The organism is Modestobacter sp. VKM Ac-2983 (assembly GCF_026967885.1).
Taxonomy (GTDB): Bacteria; Actinomycetota; Actinomycetes; order Mycobacteriales; family Geodermatophilaceae; genus Modestobacter.
In genome coordinates, this window is the sequence record NZ_JAPVBK010000002.1 from 210061 (window position 1) to 233994 (window position 23934).

Annotated in this window: 21 protein-coding genes; 12 read left to right on the plus strand and 9 right to left on the minus strand. The window is 75.4% G+C overall.

What is annotated here, in order from left to right; translation table 11 throughout:
• Positions 1–16: 16 nt before the first annotated feature.
• From O2W18_RS07445 to O2W18_RS07465, 5 genes are all read right to left on the minus strand, one after another.
• Positions 17–1243, minus strand: coding sequence for a M20 family metallo-hydrolase (locus tag O2W18_RS07445; protein WP_269186915.1), 1227 nt, complete (start codon positions 1241–1243; stop codon positions 17–19).
• A complete protein-coding gene (locus O2W18_RS07450) occupies positions 1240–1686 on the minus strand; it encodes a RidA family protein (protein ID WP_269186916.1) in 447 nt (148 codons plus the stop codon). Before O2W18_RS07450 ends, O2W18_RS07445 begins: the two co-directional genes overlap by 4 nt.
• The gene (locus tag O2W18_RS07455) at positions 1683–2876 is read right to left on the minus strand and encodes an amidohydrolase family protein (protein WP_269186917.1); all 1194 of its coding nucleotides are present in this window, start codon (positions 2874–2876) and stop codon (positions 1683–1685) included. Before O2W18_RS07455 ends, O2W18_RS07450 begins: the two co-directional genes overlap by 4 nt.
• A 1-nt stretch (position 2877) precedes the next feature.
• On the minus strand, positions 2878–3828 hold the full coding sequence (locus O2W18_RS07460; RefSeq protein WP_269186918.1) for a threonine/serine dehydratase: 951 nt from the start codon (positions 3826–3828) through the stop codon (positions 2878–2880).
• 169 nt (positions 3829–3997) lie between these two features.
• Positions 3998–5518, minus strand: a complete 1521-nt coding sequence (locus tag O2W18_RS07465; RefSeq protein ID WP_269186919.1) for a M20/M25/M40 family metallo-hydrolase — start codon at positions 5516–5518, stop codon at positions 3998–4000.
• A gap of 333 nt (positions 5519–5851) precedes the next feature.
• Here O2W18_RS07465 and O2W18_RS07470 point away from each other — a divergent pair, with 333 nt between their 5' ends.
• Both O2W18_RS07470 and O2W18_RS07475 read left to right on the plus strand, forming a co-directional pair.
• A complete protein-coding gene (locus O2W18_RS07470) occupies positions 5852–6259 on the plus strand; it encodes a hypothetical protein (RefSeq protein ID WP_269186920.1) in 408 nt (135 codons plus the stop codon).
• A gap of 166 nt (positions 6260–6425) precedes the next feature.
• Positions 6426–7523: a DUF3048 domain-containing protein gene (locus O2W18_RS07475; RefSeq protein ID WP_269186921.1), complete on the plus strand. Its 1098-nt coding sequence runs from the start codon at positions 6426–6428 to the stop codon at positions 7521–7523.
• 59 nt (positions 7524–7582) lie between these two features.
• On the opposite strand, the gene O2W18_RS07480 is transcribed toward O2W18_RS07475, so the two are convergent.
• Positions 7583–8491 (minus strand): hypothetical protein, encoded by a 909-nt coding sequence (locus tag O2W18_RS07480; protein ID WP_269186922.1) that lies wholly within the window; start codon positions 8489–8491, stop codon positions 7583–7585.
• A gap of 118 nt (positions 8492–8609) precedes the next feature.
• On the opposite strand from O2W18_RS07480, the gene O2W18_RS07485 reads away from it, so the two are divergent.
• Positions 8610–10508 carry a metallophosphoesterase gene (locus O2W18_RS07485; protein WP_269186923.1) on the plus strand — a complete coding sequence of 633 codons (1899 nt, stop codon included), beginning with the start codon at positions 8610–8612 and terminating at the stop codon, positions 10506–10508.
• A 164-nt stretch (positions 10509–10672) separates the two neighbouring features.
• On the plus strand, positions 10673–11440 hold the full coding sequence (locus O2W18_RS07490; RefSeq protein ID WP_269186924.1) for a biosynthetic peptidoglycan transglycosylase: 768 nt from the start codon (positions 10673–10675) through the stop codon (positions 11438–11440).
• A 72-nt stretch (positions 11441–11512) separates the two neighbouring features.
• Here O2W18_RS07490 and O2W18_RS07495 read toward each other — a convergent pair whose 3' ends face one another.
• Positions 11513–12676, minus strand: a complete 1164-nt coding sequence (locus O2W18_RS07495) for an RtcB family protein (RefSeq protein WP_269186925.1) — start codon at positions 12674–12676, stop codon at positions 11513–11515.
• Positions 12677–12839: 163 nt separating this feature from the next.
• On the opposite strand from O2W18_RS07495, the gene O2W18_RS07500 reads away from it, so the two are divergent.
• The 5 genes from O2W18_RS07500 (at position 12840) to O2W18_RS07520 (ending at position 16223) form a co-directional block, all read left to right on the plus strand.
• Positions 12840–13307: an NUDIX domain-containing protein gene (locus O2W18_RS07500; protein ID WP_269187707.1), complete on the plus strand. Its 468-nt coding sequence runs from the start codon at positions 12840–12842 to the stop codon at positions 13305–13307.
• A gap of 289 nt (positions 13308–13596) precedes the next feature.
• A complete protein-coding gene (locus tag O2W18_RS07505) occupies positions 13597–14265 on the plus strand; it encodes a biosynthetic peptidoglycan transglycosylase (protein WP_269186926.1) in 669 nt (222 codons plus the stop codon).
• A 72-nt stretch (positions 14266–14337) separates the two neighbouring features.
• On the plus strand, positions 14338–15306 hold the full coding sequence (locus O2W18_RS07510; protein WP_269186927.1) for a TIGR03557 family F420-dependent LLM class oxidoreductase: 969 nt from the start codon (positions 14338–14340) through the stop codon (positions 15304–15306).
• A 19-nt stretch (positions 15307–15325) separates the two neighbouring features.
• On the plus strand, positions 15326–15985 hold the full coding sequence (locus O2W18_RS07515; RefSeq protein ID WP_269186928.1) for a hypothetical protein: 660 nt from the start codon (positions 15326–15328) through the stop codon (positions 15983–15985).
• A gap of 85 nt (positions 15986–16070) precedes the next feature.
• Positions 16071–16223, plus strand: a complete 153-nt coding sequence (locus tag O2W18_RS07520) for a hypothetical protein (protein ID WP_269173426.1) — start codon at positions 16071–16073, stop codon at positions 16221–16223.
• Between the two features lie 29 nt (positions 16224–16252).
• Here O2W18_RS07520 and O2W18_RS07525 read toward each other — a convergent pair whose 3' ends face one another.
• Positions 16253–16468, minus strand: coding sequence for a hypothetical protein (locus tag O2W18_RS07525; RefSeq protein ID WP_269186929.1), 216 nt, complete (start codon positions 16466–16468; stop codon positions 16253–16255).
• Between O2W18_RS07525 and O2W18_RS07530 the strand changes: the two genes are divergently transcribed.
• From O2W18_RS07530 to O2W18_RS07540, 3 genes are all read left to right on the plus strand, one after another.
• Positions 16461–16652: an NmrA family NAD(P)-binding protein gene (locus O2W18_RS07530; RefSeq protein WP_269186930.1), complete on the plus strand. Its 192-nt coding sequence runs from the start codon at positions 16461–16463 to the stop codon at positions 16650–16652. The two genes, O2W18_RS07525 and O2W18_RS07530, sit on opposite strands and share 8 nt — an antisense overlap.
• 74 nt (positions 16653–16726) lie before the next feature.
• Positions 16727–16960, plus strand: coding sequence for a hypothetical protein (locus O2W18_RS07535; RefSeq protein ID WP_269186931.1), 234 nt, complete (start codon positions 16727–16729; stop codon positions 16958–16960).
• 95 nt (positions 16961–17055) lie between these two features.
• A complete protein-coding gene (locus O2W18_RS07540) occupies positions 17056–17667 on the plus strand; it encodes an HD domain-containing protein (protein ID WP_269186932.1) in 612 nt (203 codons plus the stop codon).
• A 36-nt stretch (positions 17668–17703) separates the two neighbouring features.
• Here the strand turns inward: O2W18_RS07540 and O2W18_RS07545 are convergent, their stop codons facing one another.
• Positions 17704–23856, minus strand: coding sequence for a DUF3320 domain-containing protein (locus O2W18_RS07545; RefSeq protein WP_269186933.1), 6153 nt, complete (start codon positions 23854–23856; stop codon positions 17704–17706).
• Positions 23857–23934 lie beyond the last annotated feature (78 nt).

The following is a 23934-nucleotide window of genomic DNA, read 5'->3' on the forward strand; positions in this document are numbered from 1 at the left end:
TGGCCCCTACCGGGGGTCACCAGGCGAGGCGGTGGAGGGCGGTGGCCAGGACGGAGGCGCCGCGGGCGCAGTCGGCGGGTGACGTGTACTCGGCGGGGGTGTGCGAGCGGCCCTCGACGCTGGGCACGAAGACCATCGCGGTCGGCACCCGGGAGGCCATCAGCTGGCTGTCGTGACCGGCGCCGCTGGGCATCCGCCGCCAGCTCGCCCTGCACGCCTCGGCCGAGCCGCGGAGCACCTCCAGCAGGTCGGCGTCCATCGTCGCCGGCTCCTCGTCCTTGTCCCGGACGACGTCCACCTCGACCCCGTGCCGCTCGGCCACGGCCGTGCAGATCCGGTGCACCGTGTCCAGCAGCCGGTCCCGGACCCCGAGGTCGGGGTGCCGGAGGTCGACGGAGAACCGGGCCAGCCCCGGCACGATGCTCGGCTGCCCGGGCTCGACGGTCCAGCGCCCGGTGGTGACCACGGCGGGCCGGCCCTCCTGCTCGACCGCGGTGGTGATCTCCCGCGCCATCTGCGCCGCCGCCTGCAGGGCGTCGCGGCGCAGGTCCATGGGCGTCGCGCCCGCGTGGTCCTGACGGCCGTGCACGGTGACCGTCTCCCAGGCGATGCCCGGGATGACCTCGACCAGCCCCACGTCGACGCCCTCGTCGGCCAGCACCCGGCCCTGCTCGATGTGCAGCTCCAGGAAGGCGCGGAGGTCGTGCCGCTCCGCGCTCGCCACCGCCGCCGGGTCCAGGCCGGCCTGCCGCATGGCGTCGGCGAGCAGCACGCCGTCCCGGTCGCGGAGCCGGTCGGGCTCGTCCGGGGCGATCAGGCCGAGCATCCCGCGGGTGCCGAAGAAGTTGGCCGGGAAGCGGCTGCTCTCCTCCTCGCACAGCGCGACCACCTCGAGGGTCGTGGTGGGGGTGCCGTGCTGGGCGCGCAGCGCCGCCAGCGCCGCCAGGCCGCCGACGACGCCGAGCGCACCGTCGTACTTGCCGCCGGAGGGCACGGTGTCCACGTGGGACCCGGTGAGGACGACGCCGTCGCCGGAGCCCGGCAACCGCCCGAAGACGTTGCCCACCGCGTCGACCCGGCCCTCCAGGCCGGCCTCCTCGATCCACCGCAGCAGGGCGTCCCGTGCCCGCTGCCAGGCCTCGTCGTACACGAACCGGTACATGCCGTCGGGGGTCTCGCCGAGGGCGCCCAGCTCGGTGACGTAGGTGTTCAGCAGCTGCTCGTCGACGTGCACGGCGGTCACGGGGCCTCGACCCCCAGCACCAGCTGCACCTCGACCGGGGTGTCCAGCGGCAGCACCGGGGCGGCGACGGCGGTGCGGGCGTGCCGGCCCCGCTCGCCGAGCGCCTCGATCAGCAGGTCGCTGGCGCCGTTGGCCACCAGGTGCTGCTCGGTGAAGTCGGGGGTGCTGGCGACGAAGACGGTGACCTGCACGACCGAGACGCCGGCCAGCGAGCCGAGGTGCGCGTCGGCCACGGCCAGCCCGTTGAGCGCCGCCAGCCGGGCCAGCTCTGCGGCCGCGGGCACGTCGACGGTGTCACCGACCTTCCCGGTGCGCGGCAGCCGCCCGTCGACGAAGGGCAGCTGGCCGGCGATGAAGAGCAGGTCGCCGTGCCGGCGGGCCGGGACGTAGTTCGCCCCCGGCGGGGGTGGGGTGGGCAGGGAGATCGTGGGCGTGTCGGTCATGTCGTCCTCTCCGGGATGTCGACCAGCCGGCCGCCGAGGACGACGGTGCGGACGTCGGTCAGGGCGGTCACGTCGTCCAGCGGGTCGGCGCCGGTGACCACGACGTGCCCGGGGGCGCCGACCGACAGGTGCCCGAGGTCCGGCCGCAGCAGGCAGGAGGCCGCGGTGGCGGTGACCGCCCGCAGCGCCTGCGCCGTCGTCAGCCCGATGTCGGCGACCAGCAGCGCCGCCTCCTCGGCGACCCCGCCGTGCGGGTTGAACGGGGTGCCGGCGTCGCTGGCCCCGGCGATCGGGATGCCGGCCCGGGCCGCGCGCCGCAGCGAGGCGACGGCCACGTCCCGGATCTCCTCGGCCCGGGCCACCACGGCCGGGTCGACCAGGTCGCGGTTGCGCAGCATCCGGGCCACCGCGACCTGGGTGGTCACCAGCACCGCGCCCGTCGTGGCCATCAGCGCGACCGTCTCGTCGTCCAGGAGGTAGCCGTGCTCGACGCTGGTCGCCCCGGCGCGCAGCGCCCGCTTGGTGCCCTCGTGGCCGATGGCGTGCGCGGCGACCCACCGGCCCTGTGCCCGGGCGACGGCGGCCGCCGCGGCCAGCTCGTCCTCGGCGAAGGGGGCGTTGCCGAGGGCGGACCCCGGCGTGAGCACGCCACCGGTGGCGACCAGCTTGACGCCACCGGCGCCGGCGGTGAGCTCCGTCCGGGCCGCGGCGGCCAGCTCCGCGGGCCCCTGGACCTCGACGCCGAGGTAGGGGATGTGGCCGCCGGGGGCGGTGAGCGCCCGGCCGGCCGCGGTGACCTCCGGACCGGGGACCCGGCCGGCGGCGACCTGCTGACCGAGGGAGATCGCGATCCCGTCGGGGGCGCCCAGGTCACGCACCGCGACGGTGCCGGCGGCCAGGGTGCGCCGGGCGTTGGCCGCGGCCCGCGCCGCCAGCTGCTCGGTGCTCGACCGCACCACCGAACCCGCGAAGTCGGCGGCGCCGTCGGCGACCAGGTGCACGTGGGCGTCGATCATCCCCGGGACCACCGCGCCGTCGCCGGCGTCGACCTCGGTGACCTCCCCGGTCAGGTGCGGGGCCCGGGATGCCGGGCCGACGTAGGTGATGACGCCGTCCTCGACGACCACCGCGCCGCGCGGCACCGGGTCGGCGAGGACGGGCAGGACGAGGCCGCGCAGCAGGACCGGCACGTCAGACCCCCGCCTCGGGCAGCACCGACCAGGACGCCGGGTCCAGGTTCGCCCCGCACACCACGACGCCCACCCGGTCCCCGGCGGCAGCGACGTGCGCGCCGGACAGCAGGGCGGCCAGCGCCGTCGCCCCGCCGGGTTCGGCGAGCACCCGGAGCTCCTCCCAGAGCAGCCGCTGGGCCTCCCGGATCGCCTCGTCGGGCACCAGCACGGCCTCGTCGACGTACCGGTCGGCGACCTCGGCGGCGATGGCGCCCAGCCGGCGGGCACCGAGGGCGTCGGCGGCCAGCCCGCCCACCTCGACGTCCACCGGGTGCCCGGCCGCCCGTGCGGCGTGCAGCGTCGGCGCCCGCTCCGGCTCGACCCCGACCACGCGCAGGCTGTCGGTGTACCAGCTGGCGCAGCCGGCGATCAGCCCGCCGCCGCCGACGGCGATGAGCACCGTGTCCAGGTCGGGCGCCTGCTCGCTGAGCTCGGCGGCGACCGTGCCCTGCCCGGCGACCACCTCCGGCTGGTCGTAGGCGTGCACCCGCAGCGCCCCGGTGCGGGACTCCTCCTCGGCGCTGGCCCGGTACGCCTCGGCGTAGTCGCGGCCGACCGCCACCACGTCGGCGCCGTACCGCCGGATCCGCGCCAGCTTCGCCTCCGGTGCTGCGGCGGGGACGAAGATCGTCGCCCGGTGCCCGAGCCGCTGGGCGGCGTACGCGACGGCGGCGCCGTGGTTGCCGCCGGAGGCGGCGATCACCCCGGTGGCCGGGACGTCGGCGGACAGCAGCGTGTTGAACGCCCCGCGCGCCTTGAACGACCCGGAGTGCTGGAGCTGCTCGAGCTTGACGACGACGTCGTGCGGCAGCCCCAGGCCGGAGCCGGCCAGGACGACGACCGGTGTCCGCCGGACGAACGGCGCGATCCGGGCGGCCGCGTGCCGGACGTCGGACCGGGTGATCGTCATGCGGCAGCCTCCTCCGGCCGTCCAGGAGCGGCGGCTCCCGCACGCTATCCCCCCGCGACCGGCTGCCACGACCGGACGGGACACGAGCGGGCGGGACGCGACGGGGGAGGGGACGGCAGCGGGGCCGGACACCAGCTGGTGTCCGGCCCCGCAGGTGGAGCAGCGGAGGTCAGGCCGCCACGTCGGTGCTCCGGTCGCCGCCGTTGCCCTGCCCGCGGTCCCCGCCCTTGCCCTGGCCCTTGCTCTTCCCCTTGCCCTTGCCCGGGTGGTCGTCGGTCAGGTCCAGCGGGGTCGGGTCCTGAGCCAGCGAGAGCGTGGCGAAGGCGATGGCCTGGCTGTTGATGCCCAGCGCGGTCAGGTCGACGTTGCTGAGGTCGTCGGCGGGGGAGTGGTAGTTCGGGTCGTGCGGGATCCCCGCGGTGCCGCCGAAGAGGGCGACCTCCTCGGGGGTCTTGATGTCGTCGGCGCCGGTGAACAGCCCGGTGGCCGGGATGCCGTACTCGATGAAGCCCTGGTAGTCCGACCGGCCGGAGAACTCGGTGTCGACCCAGGGCTGCCGGGTGCGGTCGAAGTAGCCGGTGAAGACCTGCTCCAGCGAGGCCGACCCCTCCGGCACCGCGACGGGTGCGGTGTACGTCGACTCGTCGGCGTCGTACACCCCGATGACGTGGTTGGGCGATCCGATCATGTCGAAGTTGAGGTACCCGGCGATCTGCCCGCGCTCGGCCTCGGTCAGCGACTCGACGTACTCCCAGGAGCCGACGAGCCCGGACTCCTCCGCACCCCACCAGGCGAACCGCACCGCGTTCTGCGTCGGCTTCACCTCGGCGAGCTCGAGCGCGGTCTGCAGGATGCCGGCCGAGCCGGTGGCGTTGTCGTTGATGCCGGGGCCGTCGGGGACCGAGTCCAGGTGGGCGCCGAGCATGATCACGTTCTCGGTGTCGCCGGAGGGGGTCTGGGCGATGACGTTGGAGGTGGCGGTCTCGGTGACCTCGACCTGGATGTCGAGGGTGGCCTGCTGCCCGACCTGGCCGAGCAGCGCCTGCCCGGCCGCCTGGGTGAGCCCGCCGGCCGGGGCGCCCGTGACGACCTCGCCCAGGGTGCCGTTCAGCGGCTCGTCGGGGACGTTGTTGTAGACGAGGACCCCGGCGGCGCCGGCCGCCGTGGCCAGCTGCTGCTTGGTCGTGAAGGAGCAGGCGCCGCGGGAGACCAGGACGACGGTGCCGGCCACCGTCCCCGGGTAGTCGGCGGCCTCGCAGCCCGGCGTCGCGTCGTCGGCGGCCAGCGCCGAAAGCGCCCCGGTGACCGTGCCCGACGGCGAGTACTCCATCGCGATGACGTCGACCGCGGCGCCGGCCACGGTCAGCGCCTGGGCCGTCGTGGACGAGGCCACGAAGTCGAAGTACTGCCGCTCCACCTGGTAGCCGGCCTCCTCCAACAGCTGCTGCACGTAGTCGGCCGAGGCGTCGTACCCGGGCGTGCCACTGGCCCGGTTGCCGCCGTGGGTGTCGGCGATCTCCTGGAAGGCGGCGAGGTGCGCGGCGACCTCCTCGGTGGAGACCCGCTGGGCGAAGCCGTGGGGGTGCGGGTTGCCCCCGGCGCCGGCCGGTGCGGCCAGGAGCACCGAGCCGGCGAAGGTGGCGGCGGCGGTGCCCAGGGTGAGGGCGGATCGGCGGGCGCGGCGCGACATGGACGTCCTTCCGGGAAGCGGCCGCAGGTCCGTGCGGCGGCCGGTGACGGCAACCTAGGCACCGTCCCGCGTCCGCGTCGAGAGCCCGCCGGCGGTCCCGAGCCGGTCTGGTTCCGCATGTCGGTGCGGTGTCGACGACGAACGTGCAGGTGACGACGGCGGGTCCGAACAGATCGGCGGATCGGGCGCGAACGAACACACGGCGTGGCGACACACCGCAAGTCGGCGTCGGGAGATGTGGCACTGTTCGGCGCTGACCTGGTCGGCGCCGTTGCCGGCCACCACGGACGGCCCCACGGCGTCCCATTCCGGAACAGACGAGGCACGCACCAGATGAGCACCGACAGCACCACCTCGGCCGACCCCACGCAGGAGGTCCCGGCCCAGCCCGGCGCCACCCCGGTCGTGCCCGTGGACGACGGCACCGTCCAGCAGGAGCAGGAGCCGGGCTTCGTCAGCCGGCACACCACCTCGCTGATCACCGTGCTGGTCGCGGTCATCGTCGCGGCCCTCGCCATCGGTGGGCTGTCCTGGTACCACCAGCAGGCCGACGACGCGAACGCCGACACCGAGGCCGCGTTCGTCGCGGTCGTCGGTGGCCAGGGCGCCACCGTCGAGACCGTGGAGTGCGACGGCGACACCTGTGCGGCCGTCATCGGTGGCCAGGCGTACACCGTCCTGGTCCAGGAGGACGAGGGCGGCGAGCAGCACTTCGGTGTCGCCGCCTACAGCGGCGACTGAGGCGGGCCGGCACCCGGTCCCGACCCCGGGCTGAGGCCCGTGGGGCGAGGGGGACGCACCGCCTGGTGCGTCGGCGCTGCGGAGCCCGATCAGGGCTCCGCACCGACCTACGGTGGCCCGACCGCCCGCCGGGCGGCCGCACCCCCCCGACGCTGGAGCACCCGCCGTGGCCACTCGCCGTTCCTCCGCCGACGCCGGCCGGGCGACCCGGCGCCGCGCCCACCGCTCCCTCGCGGCAGCACTGCTGGTGGGGGTGGCCCTGGCCGGCGCTGCCGCCTGTGGCGGCTCGACCGGGACGACGGCCGTCGCGGAGAGCACCACGGCGACGCCGCCGCCCCCTCCTCCGCCGCCACCTCCGCCGGTGCTCTGGCCCCTCACCGGGCTGGAGAGCGGCCCGGTCGACCCCCGCCCCGCGCTCGCCGTGAAGGTGGAGAACTCCGTCGCGGCCCGGCCGCAGACCGGCCTGGGCGCCGCCGACCTGGTGTGGGAGCAGGTCGTCGAGGGCGGCATCACCCGCTACGTCGCGGTCTACCACTCGCACGTGCCGGCACAGATCGGGCCGATCCGGTCCGTGCGCCCGATGGACCCGGCGATCGCCGCCCCGCTGCACGGCCTGTTCGCCTTCTCCGGTGGCCTGGCCGGCTACGTCGGCGCGGTGGCCGACGCCGGGTTGCAGGTGCTCAGCAACGACGCCGGCGCCGGCGGCTTCTCCCGCACGACCGATCGCGCGGCCCCGCACAACGTGCACGCCGATCCGCTGCTCTTCCTCGCCCAGGCGGACCCCGCCCACCAGGCGGCGCCGCCCTCCCAGTTCGACCTGGCCGCCACGGTGGACCAGGCGACCGCGGTGACCGCCGGCACGCCGGCGACGAACCTGGCGCTGACCCTCTCCGGGGTCAGCCACCCGCAGTGGACCTGGAGCCCGTCGGACGCCCGGTGGCTGCGGTCCGAGGGGAGCACCCCGGCCGTCGAGGCCGGCGGGGCCCGGCTGGGCGCCACCAACGTCGTCGTCCTCCGGGTCGTCGTCCGGGCGACCGCGACCCGCGACCCGGCCGGCAACGCGGTGCCGGAGACCGTGCTCGTCGCCGACGGCGAGGCCCTGGTCGCCACCGGGGGGAAGACGGTCGCCGCCACCTGGGTCAAGAGCGACGTGGGGGAGCGCGTGGTGCTGCGCGGAGCCGACGGCAACCCGGTCCGGCTGGCCCCGGGGAACACCTGGGTGGAGCTGGTGCCCGTCTCCGGCGGTGCGGTGGCCGTCAGCTGAACGCCGAACGCCCCGCACCCGGGGACCGGGGCGGGGCGGTCAGCTGTCGCTGCGGGTCGTCAGCTGTCGCTGCGGGACAGCACCGGGCGGGCCTTGGCCCACTGCAGGAAGCGGGCTGCCTGCTGCAGGTCGGGGAGGTCGTTGCCGACCAGCGAGCGCAGCAGGTCGTTGCTCCACACGGCAAGCCGGCCACTCGTCCAGGCCGTCTTCTCCACCGGCGGGAGGTCGAGCTCGAACACCGTCTTGGCCAGCTCCTTCTTGCCCCCGTTGGCGGCGGTGTACCGCACCACGGGCAGGAAGCGCTCGGGCTCCACGACGCAGAGGACCTTCGTCAGCAGCGCCTCCTTGAACGACGGGAAGCCCAGGCCCTTCTTGCTGCCGTCGATCAGCTGGGTCATCCGGTCCTCGAGCCGCAGGCTCTCCGGCCCGTACAGCAGGTGCTCGATGGTCGCGCGCACCTGGGTGGCCGCCTTGTCCGGACCGGCGGTCTTCCACGCCCGGTTGAAGCCGGACACGTTGCCCGGGTCGGCCACGGTCGTGGAGTTGGCGAAGTGCAGCAGCTGCTCCGGCGTCGCCGACGGCAGGTTCTCGCGGCTGAACAGCGTGGCGTACCGCTCGCGGTAGGGCTCGACGTCCGGGTCCGGCTCGGGCCGGTCCATGGCGAACTCCGACTGCAGCAGCATCACCCGCTCCCGCACGTCGGGACGGACGTCGGCCGGGGTCGGGAAGGCCGCCTGCAGCGACTCGATGGACTGGACGGCAGGCCGGGCCGGGTCGCGGCGGGTCTCCCCGCGCAGCCACTCGGCGCCGCAGTCGTCGCAGTGGATCAGCAGCCGGCCGTCCGGCTGCGGCTTGCCCGAGATCTCCTCGGAATTGCAGGTGGGGCAGGTGATCAGTGCCAAGGGAGCCCCGTTCGTCGGCGGCGAGTCAGCGAGCGCGTCGTCGTCGGTCAGGGTCCAGGGTCCCACGCCGGGCTGGGAGCGCGTCACCTCCGGCCCAGTTTCCTGGACCGGGGCCCCGGCCGAACGCGCCGCACGGGCGAGCCGCAGCGGCGGCGTGTCCCGGGAGGCTGGACAATCGACCCCGATGTCACGCACCCGGGGTGGGGACCAGCTCCCCCTTCCCCTTCCGTTCACCCGCCGCCAGCAGGCGGAGCACATCGTCCGGCGCACCGGATCGATCGCCTCCCGCGTCCTCGCCGTGGTGCTGCGCTGGGCGCTCCGGCTGGTCCTGCCGCTGGCCTGCGCCGCTGCGGCGCTGCGTGCGTTCCCGTACCAGGCGACCGTGCAGGGCGTGCCGTTCGAGGTGCGGGGCACGCTGCTCAGCCGGCCGGGCCTCAGCGCCGACACCACGCTGGGCAGCTGGGAGTTCCCCGAGGTCAGTGGCGTGCCCTTCGGCGTGCACATCAGCCCCGTCGACGTCGACGTCCTGCAGCTCACCCGGCTGGCCGGTGGGGACCTGCCCGGCTTCGTGGAGCGGATGCAGGCAGACTTCGCCGCCCAGGTGCCGCGGATCGCCACCTGGCTGATCGCCGAGCTCCTGCTGGGCCTCCTCGCCGGTCTGCTGATCGCCGCGGCGATCAACATGTCGGTCCGCTACCTGCGGGGCCGGCCGCGCCGCCCCGACGAGCTGCGGTACCGGGCCCTGCAGGCCGCGGGTGCCGCCGCCGTCACGGTGGCCGTCGCCGGGTACGGGGTGCTCAGCTACAACCCGAACTGGGTCCGCGACTCCCAGCTGACCGGCACGCTCGCCGCGGCGCAGCTGTTCCCCAGCGAGCTGAGCGCCTACTACAGCCAGTCGAACAAGGCGCTGGACGTGCTCGGTTCGGTGGTCGGCATCCAGGCGGCTCTGCAGGCGCAGATCGACGACGCCCAGACGCCGGAGACGGCACTGCAGATCATGACCATCTCGGACATGCACCTGTCGGCGAACTACCCGCTCGTGGCGCGGTACGCGGACAACTACGACGTCGACCTGATCGTCAACGCCGGCGACGAGAGCGCGTTCGGCACCCGCCAGGAGCTGACGCCGGCCTACCTGGAGGGGATCACCGCCCTCACCTCCGTCGCCCCGATGCTCTGGGTGGCCGGCAACCACGACTCCCCGGCCACCGTGGAGGTCATGCGCACCATCCCGGGGGTGACGGTGCTGGGCGACAAGGTCGCCACCGCGGACGGCTACCAGGTGACGGCCGGGGTCGTGGAGGCCTACGGGCTCACCGTGGCCGGCCTGTCGGACCCGCGGGTCTACGGCGGCCCCGGCCGGTACGGCGCCGACGCCCCCGACGTGGTGGAGCCGTTGCAGCGCGAGGCGGTCCGGGAGGCCCTCGGCGTGCGGGAGGACGAGGAGATACCTGCGGACGAGGAGATCACCGCCGACGCCGACGCGGCTGCCGGCGACGACGGTGTCCCCGCCGACGGCGCGGCGGCAGCGGAGCAGGGCGCCCCCGTCGGCGACGGGGCGGCCGTGCCGAACGGCGTCCTCGCTGCGGCAGGGGAGGCGGCGCAGGGGGAGGCGGCGGACGACCTGGGGACCGTCGACCTCTTCACCGTCCACGAGCCGGTCGCCGCCGAGGAGCTGCACGAGGTGCTCCCCGGGCGGATCCGACAGACGGTCTCCGGCCACGTCCACCGGCAGAACGACAGCTCCGAGCTCCAGGGCGAGGACGGGGTGATCGACCTCGTCGAGGGCTCGACCGGTGCCGGTGGCCTGGACAACATCGTGCGCGGCGATGGCCGCCCGCCCATCCAGTTCAGCATCGTGTCGGTCGGCACCGACTGCCAGTTCACCCGGGTCATCCGCTTCTCGATCGAGTCGACGCAACCCGCGCTGGTCGCCCCGCCCGAGGCGGACTCGCCGCAGGACTTCGGCGACGACGTCACCTCCTCGACGGTCTACTTCCGCCCTCAGGACATCGAGCCCGACCGCAGCTGCGGCACCGAGCTCGGGATCAGCGACGAGCGCCCCTGGCCGCTGCCGGAGTGACCGTCCGCTGAGGGACCCCCGCCCCGGCGGTCCCCCGGAAGGGTGGACTCCGGTGCCCTGAGCCGTCCGGGCCACCGTTCGGGCTCCCCGGGACCGGCCACGGCACTGATCATGATCGGTGCCGTACCGGTCCCGGTGTGGCGGGGACGGAAGGTGGTCGGTCGGTGTCCGCAGGCACCCTGCAGCGTGTCCAGGTGCCCGGCGAACCCGGGCCCGCCCGGCGGTCCCGGCCCCGGCGGGTGGCGCGCCGCCTCGGTGCGCTCGTCGCGGTGTCGGTGGCCCTCGGCGTGGTCGTGCTCGGCGTCGGCTGGGCGCACACGCCGTCGGTCGACGACGCCGCGGCCCGCGTCGCGGCGCACCTGGCCGAGAACGACGCGCCCGCGCTGCAGGTGGAACCCGCACCGGCCTTCGTGCAGGCACTGCTCGCCACCGAGGACGCCGGCTTCGCCAGCCACCCCGGGGTCAGCCCGACCGGTGCCGTCCGGGCGTTCTGGGGGCTGCTGTCGGGCACCGACCAGGGTGGGTCGACGCTGGTGCAGCAACTGGCCAAGAACCTGTACCTGGACGGGGAGAACGGCCCGGTGCAGAAGGCCGAGGCCGTCCTCCTCGCGCTCGAGCTGGACGCCACGTACAGCAAGGACGACGTGCTGCGGATGTACCTGGACAACGGGTACTACGGGCACGGCTTCGTCGGGCTGACCGCGGCCACCGAGGGCTACTTCGGGGTGTCGCCCGACCAGCTGAGCTGGGCGCAGTCGACGCTGCTGGCCGGCCTGTTCCAGGCGCCCACCGCCTACGACCCGCTGGTGCACCCCGACCTCGCCGCGCAGCGGCAGGCCCACGTGCTGGACCGGCTGGTCGACGAGGGCGTGCTCAGCCGCGACCAGGCCGACACGATCGCCGCCGAGGACTGGGGCCTGGTCCGCAGCTGACCCCGCGCTCTCGGCCCCGTCGCAGGGGCCCGCCGCGAGCTGGCGAGCGGTGGGGGGCGACGGGGTCCTTCTTCAGTCGCCCTTGACGTTGACGACCTGCCGCAGCGTGTGCCGGACCTCCACCAGGTCGGCCGCGTCGGCCATCACCTGGTCGATCGGCTTGTAGGCGTCCGGGTGCTCGTCCAGGAACGCGTCGGAGTGCCCCCAGGCGATCCCGGTCATCCGCTGCTCCAGGTCCGCCCGGCTGAACAGCCGGCGGGCGGCGTTGCGCGAGTGGTTGCGACCCGCGCCGTGCGGAGCCGACATCAGCGCGGCCGGGTTGCCCAGCCCGGAGACGACGTAGGACGCCGTCCCCATCGAGCCGGGGATCAACCCGGCCTGCCCCTTCCGAGCGCTGATCGCGCCCTTGCGGGACAGCCACACGTCTCGCCCGTCGTGGTGCTCACGCTCGGTGTAGTTGTGGTGGCACTGCACCGTCTCCAGCCGCTGGACGTCGTCGTCGAGGAACCGGCCCAGCTGGTCGACGACCCGGTCCATCATCTCCTCGCGGTTCAGCCAGGCGAACCGCTGAGCCCAGCGCAGCGCCTCGAGGTAGGCGTCGAACTCCGGCGTCCCCTCCTCCAGGTACGCCAGGTCGCGGTCGGCCAGCTCGATGCCGAGCGCGCGGCACCGCTCCTGGGCCCGGCGGATGTGCACCGAGGCGAGCTTGTTGCCGACCCCGCGGGAGCCGGAGTGCAGGAACAGCCAGACCCGGTCCTGCTCGTCCAGCGACACCTCGATGAAGTGGTTGCCCGAGCCGAGCGACCCCAGCTGCAGCGGCCAGGTGCCGGCGGCGCCGTCGGCCTGGGCGACGCCGGGCAGCGCCCGGAGCTCGGCGACCCGGGGCTCGGCGGTGGGCCGCACCGCCTTGTTGTTCCGCCCGGCCGACAGCGGCACCGAACGGGAGATCTGCCCGTGCAGCACGGACAGGTCGCGGCCGGTCAGGTCGGCGGCGTCGAACTGGGTGCGCACCGCCATCATCCCGCAACCGATGTCGACCCCGACCGCGGCCGGGATGATCGCGCCGTCGGTCGGGATGACCGAGCCCACGGTCGCGCCCTTGCCCAGGTGGGCGTCGGGCATGAGGGCCAGGTACGGATGGACGAACGGCATCGCCGCGGTGCGCTCGGCCTGCTCGCGGGCGCCGGGGTCGAGGATGGACGCCCAGCTCAGCAGCCGTCCGTTGATGGTCTCCATGGTCCCTTCCCGTCTCGTCGAACTCCGTTGGGCCGAAGTCGCGACTGTGGCCCCAGAGGGCAGTCGGTGGTGCCGCGCGGCCGGGGCAGTCAACGTGACTCCGGCTGGACCCGCACCCGGTTTACCCGGCCGAGCCCGTGCGAAGCTGCCGGGCGTGCCAGTCATGCGCAGCGCCGGGGTGCTGCTCCACCGGGTCTCCAGCGGCGGCGACGTCGAGGTGCTGCTCGGGCACATGGGTGGCCCGTTCTGGGCACGCAAGGACGACGGCGGGTGGTCGATCCCCAAGGGCGAGCACGGGCCGGAGGAGGAGCCGCTGGACGTGGCCCGCCGGGAGTTCGCCGAGGAGCTCGGCTCGCCGGTGCCGGCGCAGGAGTTCCTCGACCTCGGTGAGCTGCGGGTGACCAGCGGCAAGCTGCTCACCGTCTTCGCCGCGGCGGGCGACCTGGACGCCGCAGCCTGCACCAGCAACACCTTCGACCTGGAGTGGCCGCCCCGGTCGGGCCGGGTCCAGCAGTTCCCGGAGGTCGACCGGGCCGGGTGGTTCGCGCTCGCGGAGGCGCGGGTCAAGCTGGTCAAGGGCCAGGTGCCGTTCCTGGACCGGCTGCTGGCTCGGCTGGCCTCCCCGGCCTGACCGGCGTCCACCCAGGAGCGGAGGACGGGTCCGCCCGGGGGAGCAGGTGGGACGGACGAGGTCAGCGCGCGGGCCGATGCGGGCCGGGGGTGGGCTGCGGTCGACTGGGGGAGCACCGCCCCCCAGCCGAGGAGCACCCGATGTCCGCACCGCACGCCCCGACGTCCGCCGGTGGGCCGGCATGGTGACGACGGCGTCCCGGCCGGGCCTGGCGCACCCGGGGACACCGGCACCGCGTCCCCCGCGCAGGTCCCGCCGGCGCCGGGCGCTGCGCCGCGCCGGACGGGCCGTGCTCGCGCTCGTCGTCGCCGGTCTGCTGTTGCTCGCCGTGGCCTGGCAGCTGACCCCCGACGTCGACGATGCCCGGGACCGGGTGGACGCCCGGCTGGCGGCCGCCGCTGCGCCGCCACTGTCCGGGCCACTGCCGGCGCGGCTGTCGGTGGCCGTGCTGGCCACCGAGGACAGCCACTTCCGCAACCACCCCGGCGTCGACCCCCGCGGGGTGGTGCGGGCGGCCCGGGGCGCACTGACCGGCGTCGACCTGGGCGGGTCGACGTTGCACCAGCAGCTGGCCAAGAACCTCTACGAGGACGGGGCGAACGGGTTCACCGACCGCGTCTCCGCGGTGGTGCTGGCGCTCAAGCTGGACCGCGCCTGGAGTGAGGACGAGGTGCTCCGGATGTACCTGGACGACGCGTACTTCGGGCACGGCTTCACCGGTGCCACGGCGGCCGCGCAGGGGTACTTCGGAGTGCCGCCCGGCGAGCTCGACTGGACACAGGCCGCGCTGCTGGCCGGCCTGCTGCAGGCCCCGAGCGCCTACGATCCGGTGCAGCACCCCGACCGGGCGGCCGCCCGGCAGGAGCACGTGCTGGGCCGGCTGGTGGACGTCGGTGCGCTGACCCGCGCCCAGGCCGACGAGGTGGCCACCGCCCCCTGGGGGCTGGTCGCCGGCTGACCGGCCGGTTTCCGCTGCCGACCTCCCGGGCACCGCCCGTCAGGAACGCACGCGACGACGGAGGGACACCCCATGCAGGTCGGCTACAAGCTCGCCACCGAGGCCTTCAGCCCGATGGAGATCGTCGAGCAGACCGTGGCTGCCGAGGAGGCCGGCTTCGACTTCGTCGAGCTCAGCGACCACTACCACCCGTGGCTGGAGGAGCAGGGCCACAGCGGGTTCACCTGGTCGATGCTCGGCAGCATGGCGGCGAAGACCGAGCGGATCGGCCTGGCCACCGGGGTGACCTGCCCGATCATCCGGTACCACCCGGCGGTCATCGCCCAGGCCGCGGCGACGGTGCAGATCCTGTCGGGCAACCGGTTCACCCTGGGCATCGGGGCCGGCGAGCGGCTCAACGAGCACGTCGTCGGCGGCGGCTGGCCCGCGGTCCGGATCCGCCACCACATGCTGCGGGAGGCGCTGGAGATCATCGACCTGCTGTGGCAGGGCGGCTACCAGTCCTACGAGGGCACGTACCTCACCCTGGAGGACGCCCGGGTGTTCGACCTGCCCGACCAGCTGCCGGTGATCGCCGTGGCCAGCGGGGGCCCGGGGGCCTCCAAGCTGGCGGCCCAGTACGGCAGCGGGCTCTTCGCGACCGAGCCCAAGCCCGAGCTGGTTGAGGCCTACGCCGAACACGGTGGCAGCGGGCCGAAGTACTGCGAGGTGCCGATGGCCTGGGCACCGGACGAGGACGCCGCCGCGCAGGAGGCGTTGAAGACCAGCCGCTGGGCGCTGTCCGGCTGGAAGGTGATGAGCGAGCTGCCCAACCCGGTCAACTTCGACGCCGCCAGCAGCACGGTCACCCTGGACGACATCAAGGGCCAGTTCTCCTGCGGACCGGACCTCGACCGGCACGTGCAGCAGGCGCAGCCCTACGTCGACGCCGGTTTCGACCACATCGTCCTCCAGAACGCAGGTCCTGACCCCGACGGTTTCCTCGAGGTCTGCAAGGGCGAGCTCATCGAGCGGGTGCGTTCGCTGACCCCGTCGTCCTGATCGCTGAGCGGGGTGCGCCGTGAGCCGGGAGGAGCGGTGGGAACGCCGGCTGGCGCTCCCGGTCCTGGTCGCGGCGCTGGCCTCGGTGCCGGCGATGTTCCTGACCTTCGCCGGCGGGCCGCTGGGCACCGCCGGCCGCTGGGTGGACATCGCCAGCGGCGTCGTGCTCGTCGGCGAGGCGGTCATCCTGCTGATGGTGGCCGAGGACAAACGCGCCTGGATCCGCGGGCACGTGGGGTTGCTGGCGCTCAGCTTCGCGGTGCTGGTGGCGATCGTGCTCGCCGTCGGACCGGTCCAGCTGTTGCGGCTGGTCCGGGCCGTCGGCGCGCTCCGGGTGCTGCGGGCCGGCCGGATCGTGCGGGCCGCCCGCGAGCTCGCCGACCGCCTGGGGTGGACCGGACGGGCCGCTGGCGTCTTCGCCGCCGGCGCAGGCCTGCTGGCCGGGGTGTTCGTCGGGGTGGTCCTGGCCGACCCGACGTCGCGCTCCCGCTCGTTGCTCACCTGGGCGCTCGGGCCGGTGAGCCCACCGGTCGTCGTGGTCCTCTCGGTGATCGCCGGCGCACTGCTCGGCGGGGCGACCTACCTGCTGGCCCGGGACAGCGGCCTGGGGGACGCCCCGGCCGAGGACGAGGAGGACGCCGAGGAGGACGCCGGCGAGGAACGGCCTGCGCCCGGCTGAACGAGACCGCCCGGGGCCGGTTGAGCGCGAGCTGTGCGGGCACCGTCAGGTGACCAGCTGTTGATCGAGACGAAGGAGGACCACCATGGGCATGCTCAGCAAGCTCACCAAGGGCGCCGCGGCGAAGAAGGCCATGTCGGCTGCGCAGAAGCCGGAGAACCAGCGCAAGATCAAGAGCGCGATCTCCTCGATGCGCGGGAAGAAGAGCGGCGGCACCGGCACCACCCGGCGCGGCTGACGGGCGCACCGCCTGCCGTCGGGGCGCGGTCAAGGGCCGTATGGGTCCGGACCCACGTCACCGACGTTGCGGCTGATCGAGCTCAGCAGCTCGATCAGCCGCGCGCGGTCGGCCTGGCTCAGGTCCCCGACCGTGCGCCGCTCGAGTTCGGCCCAGATCTGCTCGACCCGCGGCCGCAGAGCCCGGCCGCGCGGACTCAGCTGCGCGCCGCACTCCGTGGCCGACTGGGTGTTCGCGATGACCACCTTCGCCGATGGGCGGGGCGTCGAGGGCGAGGTACAGGACGGTCGGGCCCTGGCCGACGCCGCGGCCGAGGCCGCGGTGGGGCACCTGGTCTACAGCTCGGTGGGCGGCGCGGAGCGGGAGACCGGTGTGCCGCACTTCGAGAGCAAGCGGCGGGTGGAGGAGCACATCGCCTGGAGAACCTGACCGCCCAGGGGCCGACGGTCGAGGACGGGGTCCTCCTCGTCCGGCTCCCGCTGCCGGCCGGGGTGCCGCTGCAGATGGTCGCCGTCCAGGACGTCGGCACCGCCGCCGCGGCCCCGGTGCAGCAGCCGGGCCGGGTGCCCGGCAGCGCCATCGAGCTCGCCGGCGACGAGGACATGACCCGGATGTTCCCGTGGTTCGCCGAGACCCCTGCCTACCAGGGCGACCTCGCCGCCGGCCGGGCACTGGTGCCGGACCTGAACGACCTGCCCGGCTGGCTCCAGCGCACCGGCTGGACCCCGGCCGGCTGACCGGACGCGGCGGATCCGGCCGGTGATCGCCGGGTTCCTGCCACGTCGCGCAGGGGACGGGACGAGGGGCGCGGTCGGCGGCCAGACTGCCGTCCGTGCCCCTCGACGACCTCGTCCCCGACACCCCCGCCGCCGCCTCCGCGCTGCAGGTGGCCCAGCAGTTCCACTCGCCGGCGCTGCTGAACCACTGCCGGCGCTCCCACCTCTGGGCCGCCGCGTACGGCCGGGAGCGGGGGATCGCCTTCGACGCCGAGCTGCTCTACGTCGCGGCCATGCTGCACGACATCGGGCTGGTGCCGGTGTTCGACAGCGCCGCCGTGCCGTTCGAGGAGGCCGGCGGCGCGGTCGCCTGGGTCTTCGGTGCCGGTGCCGGGTGGGACGCCGACCGGCGCCGGCGCACCGCCGGGGTCATCGTCGCGCACATGGCGCCGGAGGTCGACGTCGCCGCGGACCCGGAGGGCCACCTGCTGGAGCTGGCCACCGGGCTGGACGTCTCCGGCCGCCGTCCCGACGACTGGCCGGCGGACCTCCGCGCCGAGGTGCTGGAGGCGTTCCCGCGGCTCGGGCTGGCCGAGGAGTTCCTCGGCTGCTTCACCGAGCAGGCGCGGCGCAAGCCGTCGTCCCTGGCGGGGCAGTTCGTCGCCGGCGGCTTCGCCGACCGGGTCCGGGCCAACCCGCTGGACCGGTCGGGCGTCACCGGGCGGTGACCGGGGCGGCGGGGACGGGTCCCCGCCGCCCCGGGATCAGGCGGTGAGCCGGCCGGAGGGCTGCTCGGTGAGCCGCCCGGCGGCCAGGGCGCCGGCCAGCACGGCGTCCAGCAGCGGCACCAAGGCAGCGGTGCGCCGGCGGTGACCGAAGACCTCCAGGGTCCGGAGCTGCAGCACGTCGCGGGACAGGCCGCTGCCGGCCCGGCACAGCGCCACCATGGCGTTGGCGATCTCCTGCGGCGCCACCTGGTCCAGCGGGCGGTCGGCGCTGCTGGCCTGGCGGCGGAACCAGCTCCACGTCTCCCGGTCGATCGAGGCCGGCCACAGGAAGTCGCCGTCGACAGCGGCGGCCGGCAGCAGCGCCAGCAGCGCGTCCCGCCGGGCCTCGGTCACCCGGGAGAGCCCGAACGCCGACGCGGTCAGCCGGGCCAGCCGGTCCCGGTGCACCGGCCCTTCCGCCTTGATGCCCGCGGTGAGCAGCCGGCGCACCAGCCTGGCGACGGCGGGGTCGGCCAACCGGTCCAGTTGCCGCTTGTCCCCGGCCTGCTTCGGCGCCCACGGGATGAACGGCTGCTCCTCGTCCAGCGGCGTCGTGGCGGCCCGGGTCACCCTGGCCGGCGCCTTCGGCGTCGTCCTGCCGGTCGGCTTGGTCGGTGCTGCCGGCTCCACGACCGCTGCGGGCTCCACGACGGCTGCCGGCTCCGGCGCGGGGTCGACAACGCCGAGCTCGACCACGACGGGCTCCGCTGCGACGGGCTCCGCTGCGACGGGCTCCGCTGCGACGGGCTCCGCTGCGACGGGCTCCGCTGCGACGGGCTCCGCTACGACGGGCTCGGGCTCGATGACGACGGGCTCCGCTGCGACGGGCTCCGCTGCGACGGGCTCGGGCTCGACGACGACGGGCTCGGCGACCGGCGTCGGCCGGGGCGCGAGCGGGCGGAGCGGGATGACGTCGGCCAGCGGGCCGTCGTAGGGCTCCTCCACCTCCACCTCCACCGGCGTCGCCGGCTCCGGCTGGGCCACGGCCGGCGCCGGGGAGGCGGCCTCCACCGCCGCCTCCAGCGCGGTGAGCACGGCCTCGCGGTCGGCCAGCCAGGTCGGCAGCCACACCCGCTCCACCGCCGGCCACGACAGCAGCTCACCCAGCACCTCGACCGGGAGGCCGTCGCGGTCCCCGACCGTGCGGCGCCGCGCCCACTCGGGGCCGTCGAGCAGGACCGCCAGCACCGGGGCGTCCGGCGCCGTCCCGTGGGCGACGGTCAGGTCGATGCGGAAGTCCGACAGCCCGACGTCCGTGCGCACCACCAGGCCGCGGGCGCGCAGCTCGGTGGCCACCTCGTCGCGGTGGGCGTCGTGCAGCTCCGCGACCCGGTCGGGACGGGGGAGGGCGTCGGTGCCCCGGGCGGCCAGGTCGAGGTAGGCCCGCAGGTGCCGGACCCCCACCGACGCGGCCTGCCCGGCGGGCAGCTGCTCGGGGGCGAATGAGCTGAAGACGACGACCTGCCGGCGGGCGCGGGTGACGGCCACGTTCAGCCGGCGTTCCCCGCCGCTGCGGCCCAGCGGCCCGAGGTCCAGCGGGAGCCGGCCGCGCACGTCCGCGCTGAACCCGAGGGAGAGCAGGACGACGTCCCGCTCGTCGCCCTGCACGTGCTCGACCTCCTTGACGACGAGCGCGTCGCCGGAGTCCAGCGCCTCGACCACCCGCTCGTCCCCGGAGTCGCGCAGCAGCTCCTCGACCAGCGTCCGCTGCGGTGCGTTCACGGTGACCACGCCGATCGACGGGATCGCCGGCGTGGCCAGCGAGAAGCGGCGCAGCACCTCGGCGACGACCGCACGGGCCTCCACGGGGTTCGTGTGCACGCCGGGGCCGAAGCGCAGGAAGGTGCCGGCGACCTGCACCAGGGAGACGCCGTGGCCACCCGGGGCGGCGGAGGCCGGGCCGTGCACCGGTGCCGGGAAGGAGGACAGCCGGTGGCCGTAGTGATGCGCGTTGCTGAAGGCGATCAGCGACTCGTCCTGGCTGCGGTAGTGCCAGGACAGCCACTGCCGCGGGACCCCGGCCCGCACGCACGCGGAGAGGATGCTCTCCTCGGCGCGGACCGCGCCGGCGACCTGACTCTCGTCGTCGATGCCGGCCGGTTCGCCGGCGGACGCCGGCGGCAGCTGCTCGCTGTCCCCGACCACCACCGCCGCCCGGGCCCGGCCGAGCGCACCGACGGCGTCGGCGACCCGGAGCTGGGACGCCTCGTCGAAGACGACCAGGTCGAACTGGCCGGCGATCGCGGGGAAGAAGCGCGCCACCGACTCCGGGCTGGCCAGCACGCACGGCAGGACCGCGGTGATCAGGTCGCCGTAGGTCGACAGCAGCCCGCGCACCCCGAGGCCGCGGCCCTGCTCGGCCAGCTCGCGCCGCAGGGCGCCGACCTGGCCCTCGGCCGAGGTCGCGTCGAACGACCGGGCAGCCAGCACGCCGGCGGGCACGGCATCGACCAGGTGCGACCGCACGGCGCGGGAGGCCGCGGCGAACCGGGCGACAGTGCGCTCGTGCAGCCCGGCGTCGAACGCGTCCAGCCCGGTGGCCTGGTGCCGCTCGACGACCGAGGCCTCGGCGAGTCCGCGATCGAAGGCGTGGACCGAGTCGTCGGCGGGCACGGCGCCGTGCAGCAGCTGCAGCCGGGCTTCGCTCAGCCCGGCCAACCGGAGCGGCTCCAGGGTGTCCAGCAGGCTGACCCACCGGCGCAGCGACATGGGGTGGACGTACTCGACGCCCCGCTCGGGCCGGGTCATCGTCCAGCGCAGCACCAGGCCGTCCTCACCGCTCCAGGCGGCCAGTCGGGCCGAGTCGCTGGAGCAGACCGTCAGCAGCTGGCGGAGGGCGTCGCGCAGCGTGGCCACGGTGCGGGCGCCGGCCGCGTCGGCCACCGGGCCGGCGGTGAGGAACCGGCGCACCGCCGCAGGGAAGCCGGTGTCCCCGTCGACGGTGGCGGCGGCGCGGCGCAGCCAGCGCACCTCGGCGTCGAACACCGACCGGCCGGGCTCGGTGAAGGGGTTCCAGCCGGGCGGCACCTGCAGCCCCGGGATGCCTGCGGCCCGGGCGGCCAGGGCCTGGACGGCGGTCTGCAGCCGGCGCAGCGCGGCAGTCAGCTCGGGCACCTCGCCGGGCTTGATCGAGCTGCCCGGACGCACCACCGGGGTCAGCTGGTCCCGGACGGCGGTGAGCTTGCCGCGCCGGCCCACCCAGCTCGCCGCCGCGGCCTCCTGGGCCTGCACGAACAGGTCGGCCAGCGGCAGGTCGAGGGCGGCCGGGGCGACGGCGTCCAGGCCGGGGTGCGGTGCGGCGACCAGGGCGCCGATCTCGCCGAGCAGGTCCTCGGTGGCCGCGGACCAGCGCGGCGTGCGCACCTCGTCGAGCACGGCCAGGCTGATCCGGGGGCCGCCGAGCAGGTGCACCAGGGCGTCCAGGTCCTCCGGGGTGCCGACGGCGCGCAGCACCGCGGCCAGCGGCCCCTCGCCCGGCAGCTCCCGGATCGCCGAGTCGACGGCGACCCCGGCCTGCTGCACCTCGGTGATGTCCAGCTCGATGGTGTCGATGAACGCCCAGGCGTGCCCGGCCGACGGGCGGGCCAGCCCGGCGATGTCGGGCAGCAACGCCAGCGCCCGGCGCACCTCGGTGACCACCTCGGCGGTGGCCCGGGCCGCGAAGCGGGCGGTCACCGGCAACGGGGCGACGCCGGAGGCGGCGGCCAGCACGGCGGTGCGGGCGGAGTAGCAGGACAGCCCTGCCGGGTTGTCGGCGTGCAGCTGCTCCGCGTAGCGCTGCAGGCTGCGCCGCGCCGACCGCAGCTCCTCGGCGTCGGCCGCCAGACCCTCGGCGTCGACGTCCACCGCGTGCTCGAGCGCGGCCCGGATCTGTGCCCGGACGACGGCGGGCCGGCTGCCCTTGTCGTGCAGGTCGAGCGCGAACGGGCCCATCCCGACCGCGTCGAGCCGGCGGGCGATGACGTCGAGCGCGGTGCGCTTCCCGGCGACGACCAGCACCCGCTTGCCCTCGGCGACGGCCCGGGTCACCAGGTTGGTGATGGTCTGGGACTTGCCGGTGCCGGGCGGGCCCTCGAGCACGAACGTCCGTCCGGCGGTCGCCTCGGCGACGGCACGCAGCTGGGCGGCATCGGCCGGCAGCGGGCACTGCGCGGCGAGCTCGTCGAGCTCGATCGGGTCGGCGGGGGCGGGTGCCGGGTCGGCGAAGGCCTCGGTCGGGGAGTGCACCAGGTGGGCGAGGAGCGGGCTGGACGCGAACTCGGCCCCGTGCTCGTCGAGGTCGCGCCACAGCCGGTGCGCCGCGACCGGCAGGACGGCCAGGTCCGCGGTCGCCTCGACCCGGTGGGGGAGCGCGGCGGCGGCCAACGCCTCGCCGAGCGCTTGCAGGGTGGTGGCCAGATCGACGTCCGCGCCGTCCACGGCGGCTGCATCCAGCCCCGGCACGGTGAGCCCGTGCACCCGGCGGAGCTCCTCCAGCAGCCGGGCGTTCGGCGCACTGCTCCCCGTCTCGTCGACCGTCAGCCGGTAGTCGCCGTCCGGGCCGCCCGGGGTGAGCAGGACCGGGACGAGCACCACCGGTGACCGCAGCGGGCGGCCGTCGGCCTCCCAGACCAGGCTGCCCAGGGCCAGGTACAGCGCGTTGGCGCCGGTCTCCTCGACCACCGTCCGCGCCCGGTGGGCGAGGGCACGCAACCGGGACGGGTGGTCGGCGCGGGGGACGTCGACGTACACCGACCGGTGCTCGGTGAGGAGCTGACGCGGCGAGGAGTCCCGGGCCAGGTGCACCCCGCGCTCGGCGTGCACCCCGGCCGCCCCGCCGCTGGGCAGCAGGGTCAGCGTCGCCCCGCTGGTGACCAGGTCCGCCAGCGCGATGAGCGTGTCGTGCGGCACCGCGAGCGGCAGCCCGGATCCCTCGGCGAGGTCGACCAGCCGGTGGTGCGTGTCCGGGTCGAGCAGCTCTTCCGTCCACTGCTGCACCCGCGGCGGCGCTCCCGGGGAGTCGTCGGTCGCGGACTCCGCGGGCTCGTCGGGCAGGGACGGCGCCGGGACCTCGGCCGGGTGGTGCGCGGGCTCCTGCTGCGGGCCGCCGTCCTCGCCGGTGCGGCCGGGCAGCGGCCGGATCCCGTCGAGGCGGGCGCGATGGACGTCGGTGACGCCGAGGACCCGGCTGAGGTCGCCGGACAGCCAGGCGGTGTAGGCCGGGCCGTGCAGGTCGGGGGTGGTGTTGCCGCGGTCGGTCAGCAGGGTGGTCTCGACCAGGCCGATCAGGCCCCGGTCGACCTGGTCGACCAGCGCCGTGACCTCGGTCGTCGCAGCAGTCTCCGCACTGCGTTCCTCCCGCCAGTAGCCCAGGAAGGCGTGCCCCTCCACCACCCAGAGCAGCGGGTGGAGGTGGGCGTGCTCGAGGGCGGCGGCGAGGGTGACGACGGTGTCCAGGCAGGTGCCGGCCCGGCCGTCGAGGACCTCGCCGGGGTCGCGGACCTGCTGGCCGGACGCCGTCCAGCCGGCCGACGGCTGGCGGTGCCGGACCTCGCGGCGGCGCACCGCCCAGGTGATCGCCTCGACCACCTCGTCGACCCGTTCGGCCCCGTCGGCGTAGCCGGTCAGGCTGCCGCTGCCGGTGCCCTCCTCCAGGAGGGCGGCGGCCTCGGCCACCAGCGTGAGGACGGCGGGGTGCTGCGGCTGCACGTGGGCGGCGAGCACCTCCAGGGCCGGCGGCAGGGGAGCGGCCACCCACTGGGCGGCGCCCAGGACCGTCACCGGCACCCGGTGGTCGGCCAGCACCTGGCCGGCGGCGGCCAGCTGCACGTGCACCCAGCCCGGCCGGCTCTCCTCGCCTTGGCGCAGATCGGCCGGGTCGAGGGTGAGGGCGATGTCGTCGAGCACGGTGCTGCGGCCGGCCTCGAGGTCGACCAGCCGCTCGACGGCGGGGGCGAGGTCGCCGTCGGCGTCCCGCACGGAGATCCGCAGGACCGCACCGCGGACGGTGGCCGCGCTGCCGGCGAGGGTGAGCCGGGAGACGACCGGCACGGCGTGGGCGGCGAGGGCGTGGCTGACCACCGGGCTGACCGTGAGCTCGACGGAGACCGACGGTGAGGACGCCACCGCCGGGCCCTCGGTGCTCACCTGGCGGTCGGCAGCGTTGCGCATGGAGTCTGTGTACCTGGTCGGACGGACCGTTCCGCTCAGGCGGGCCGCACCCGTGGGACGGGTGTGACAGCAGTGGCC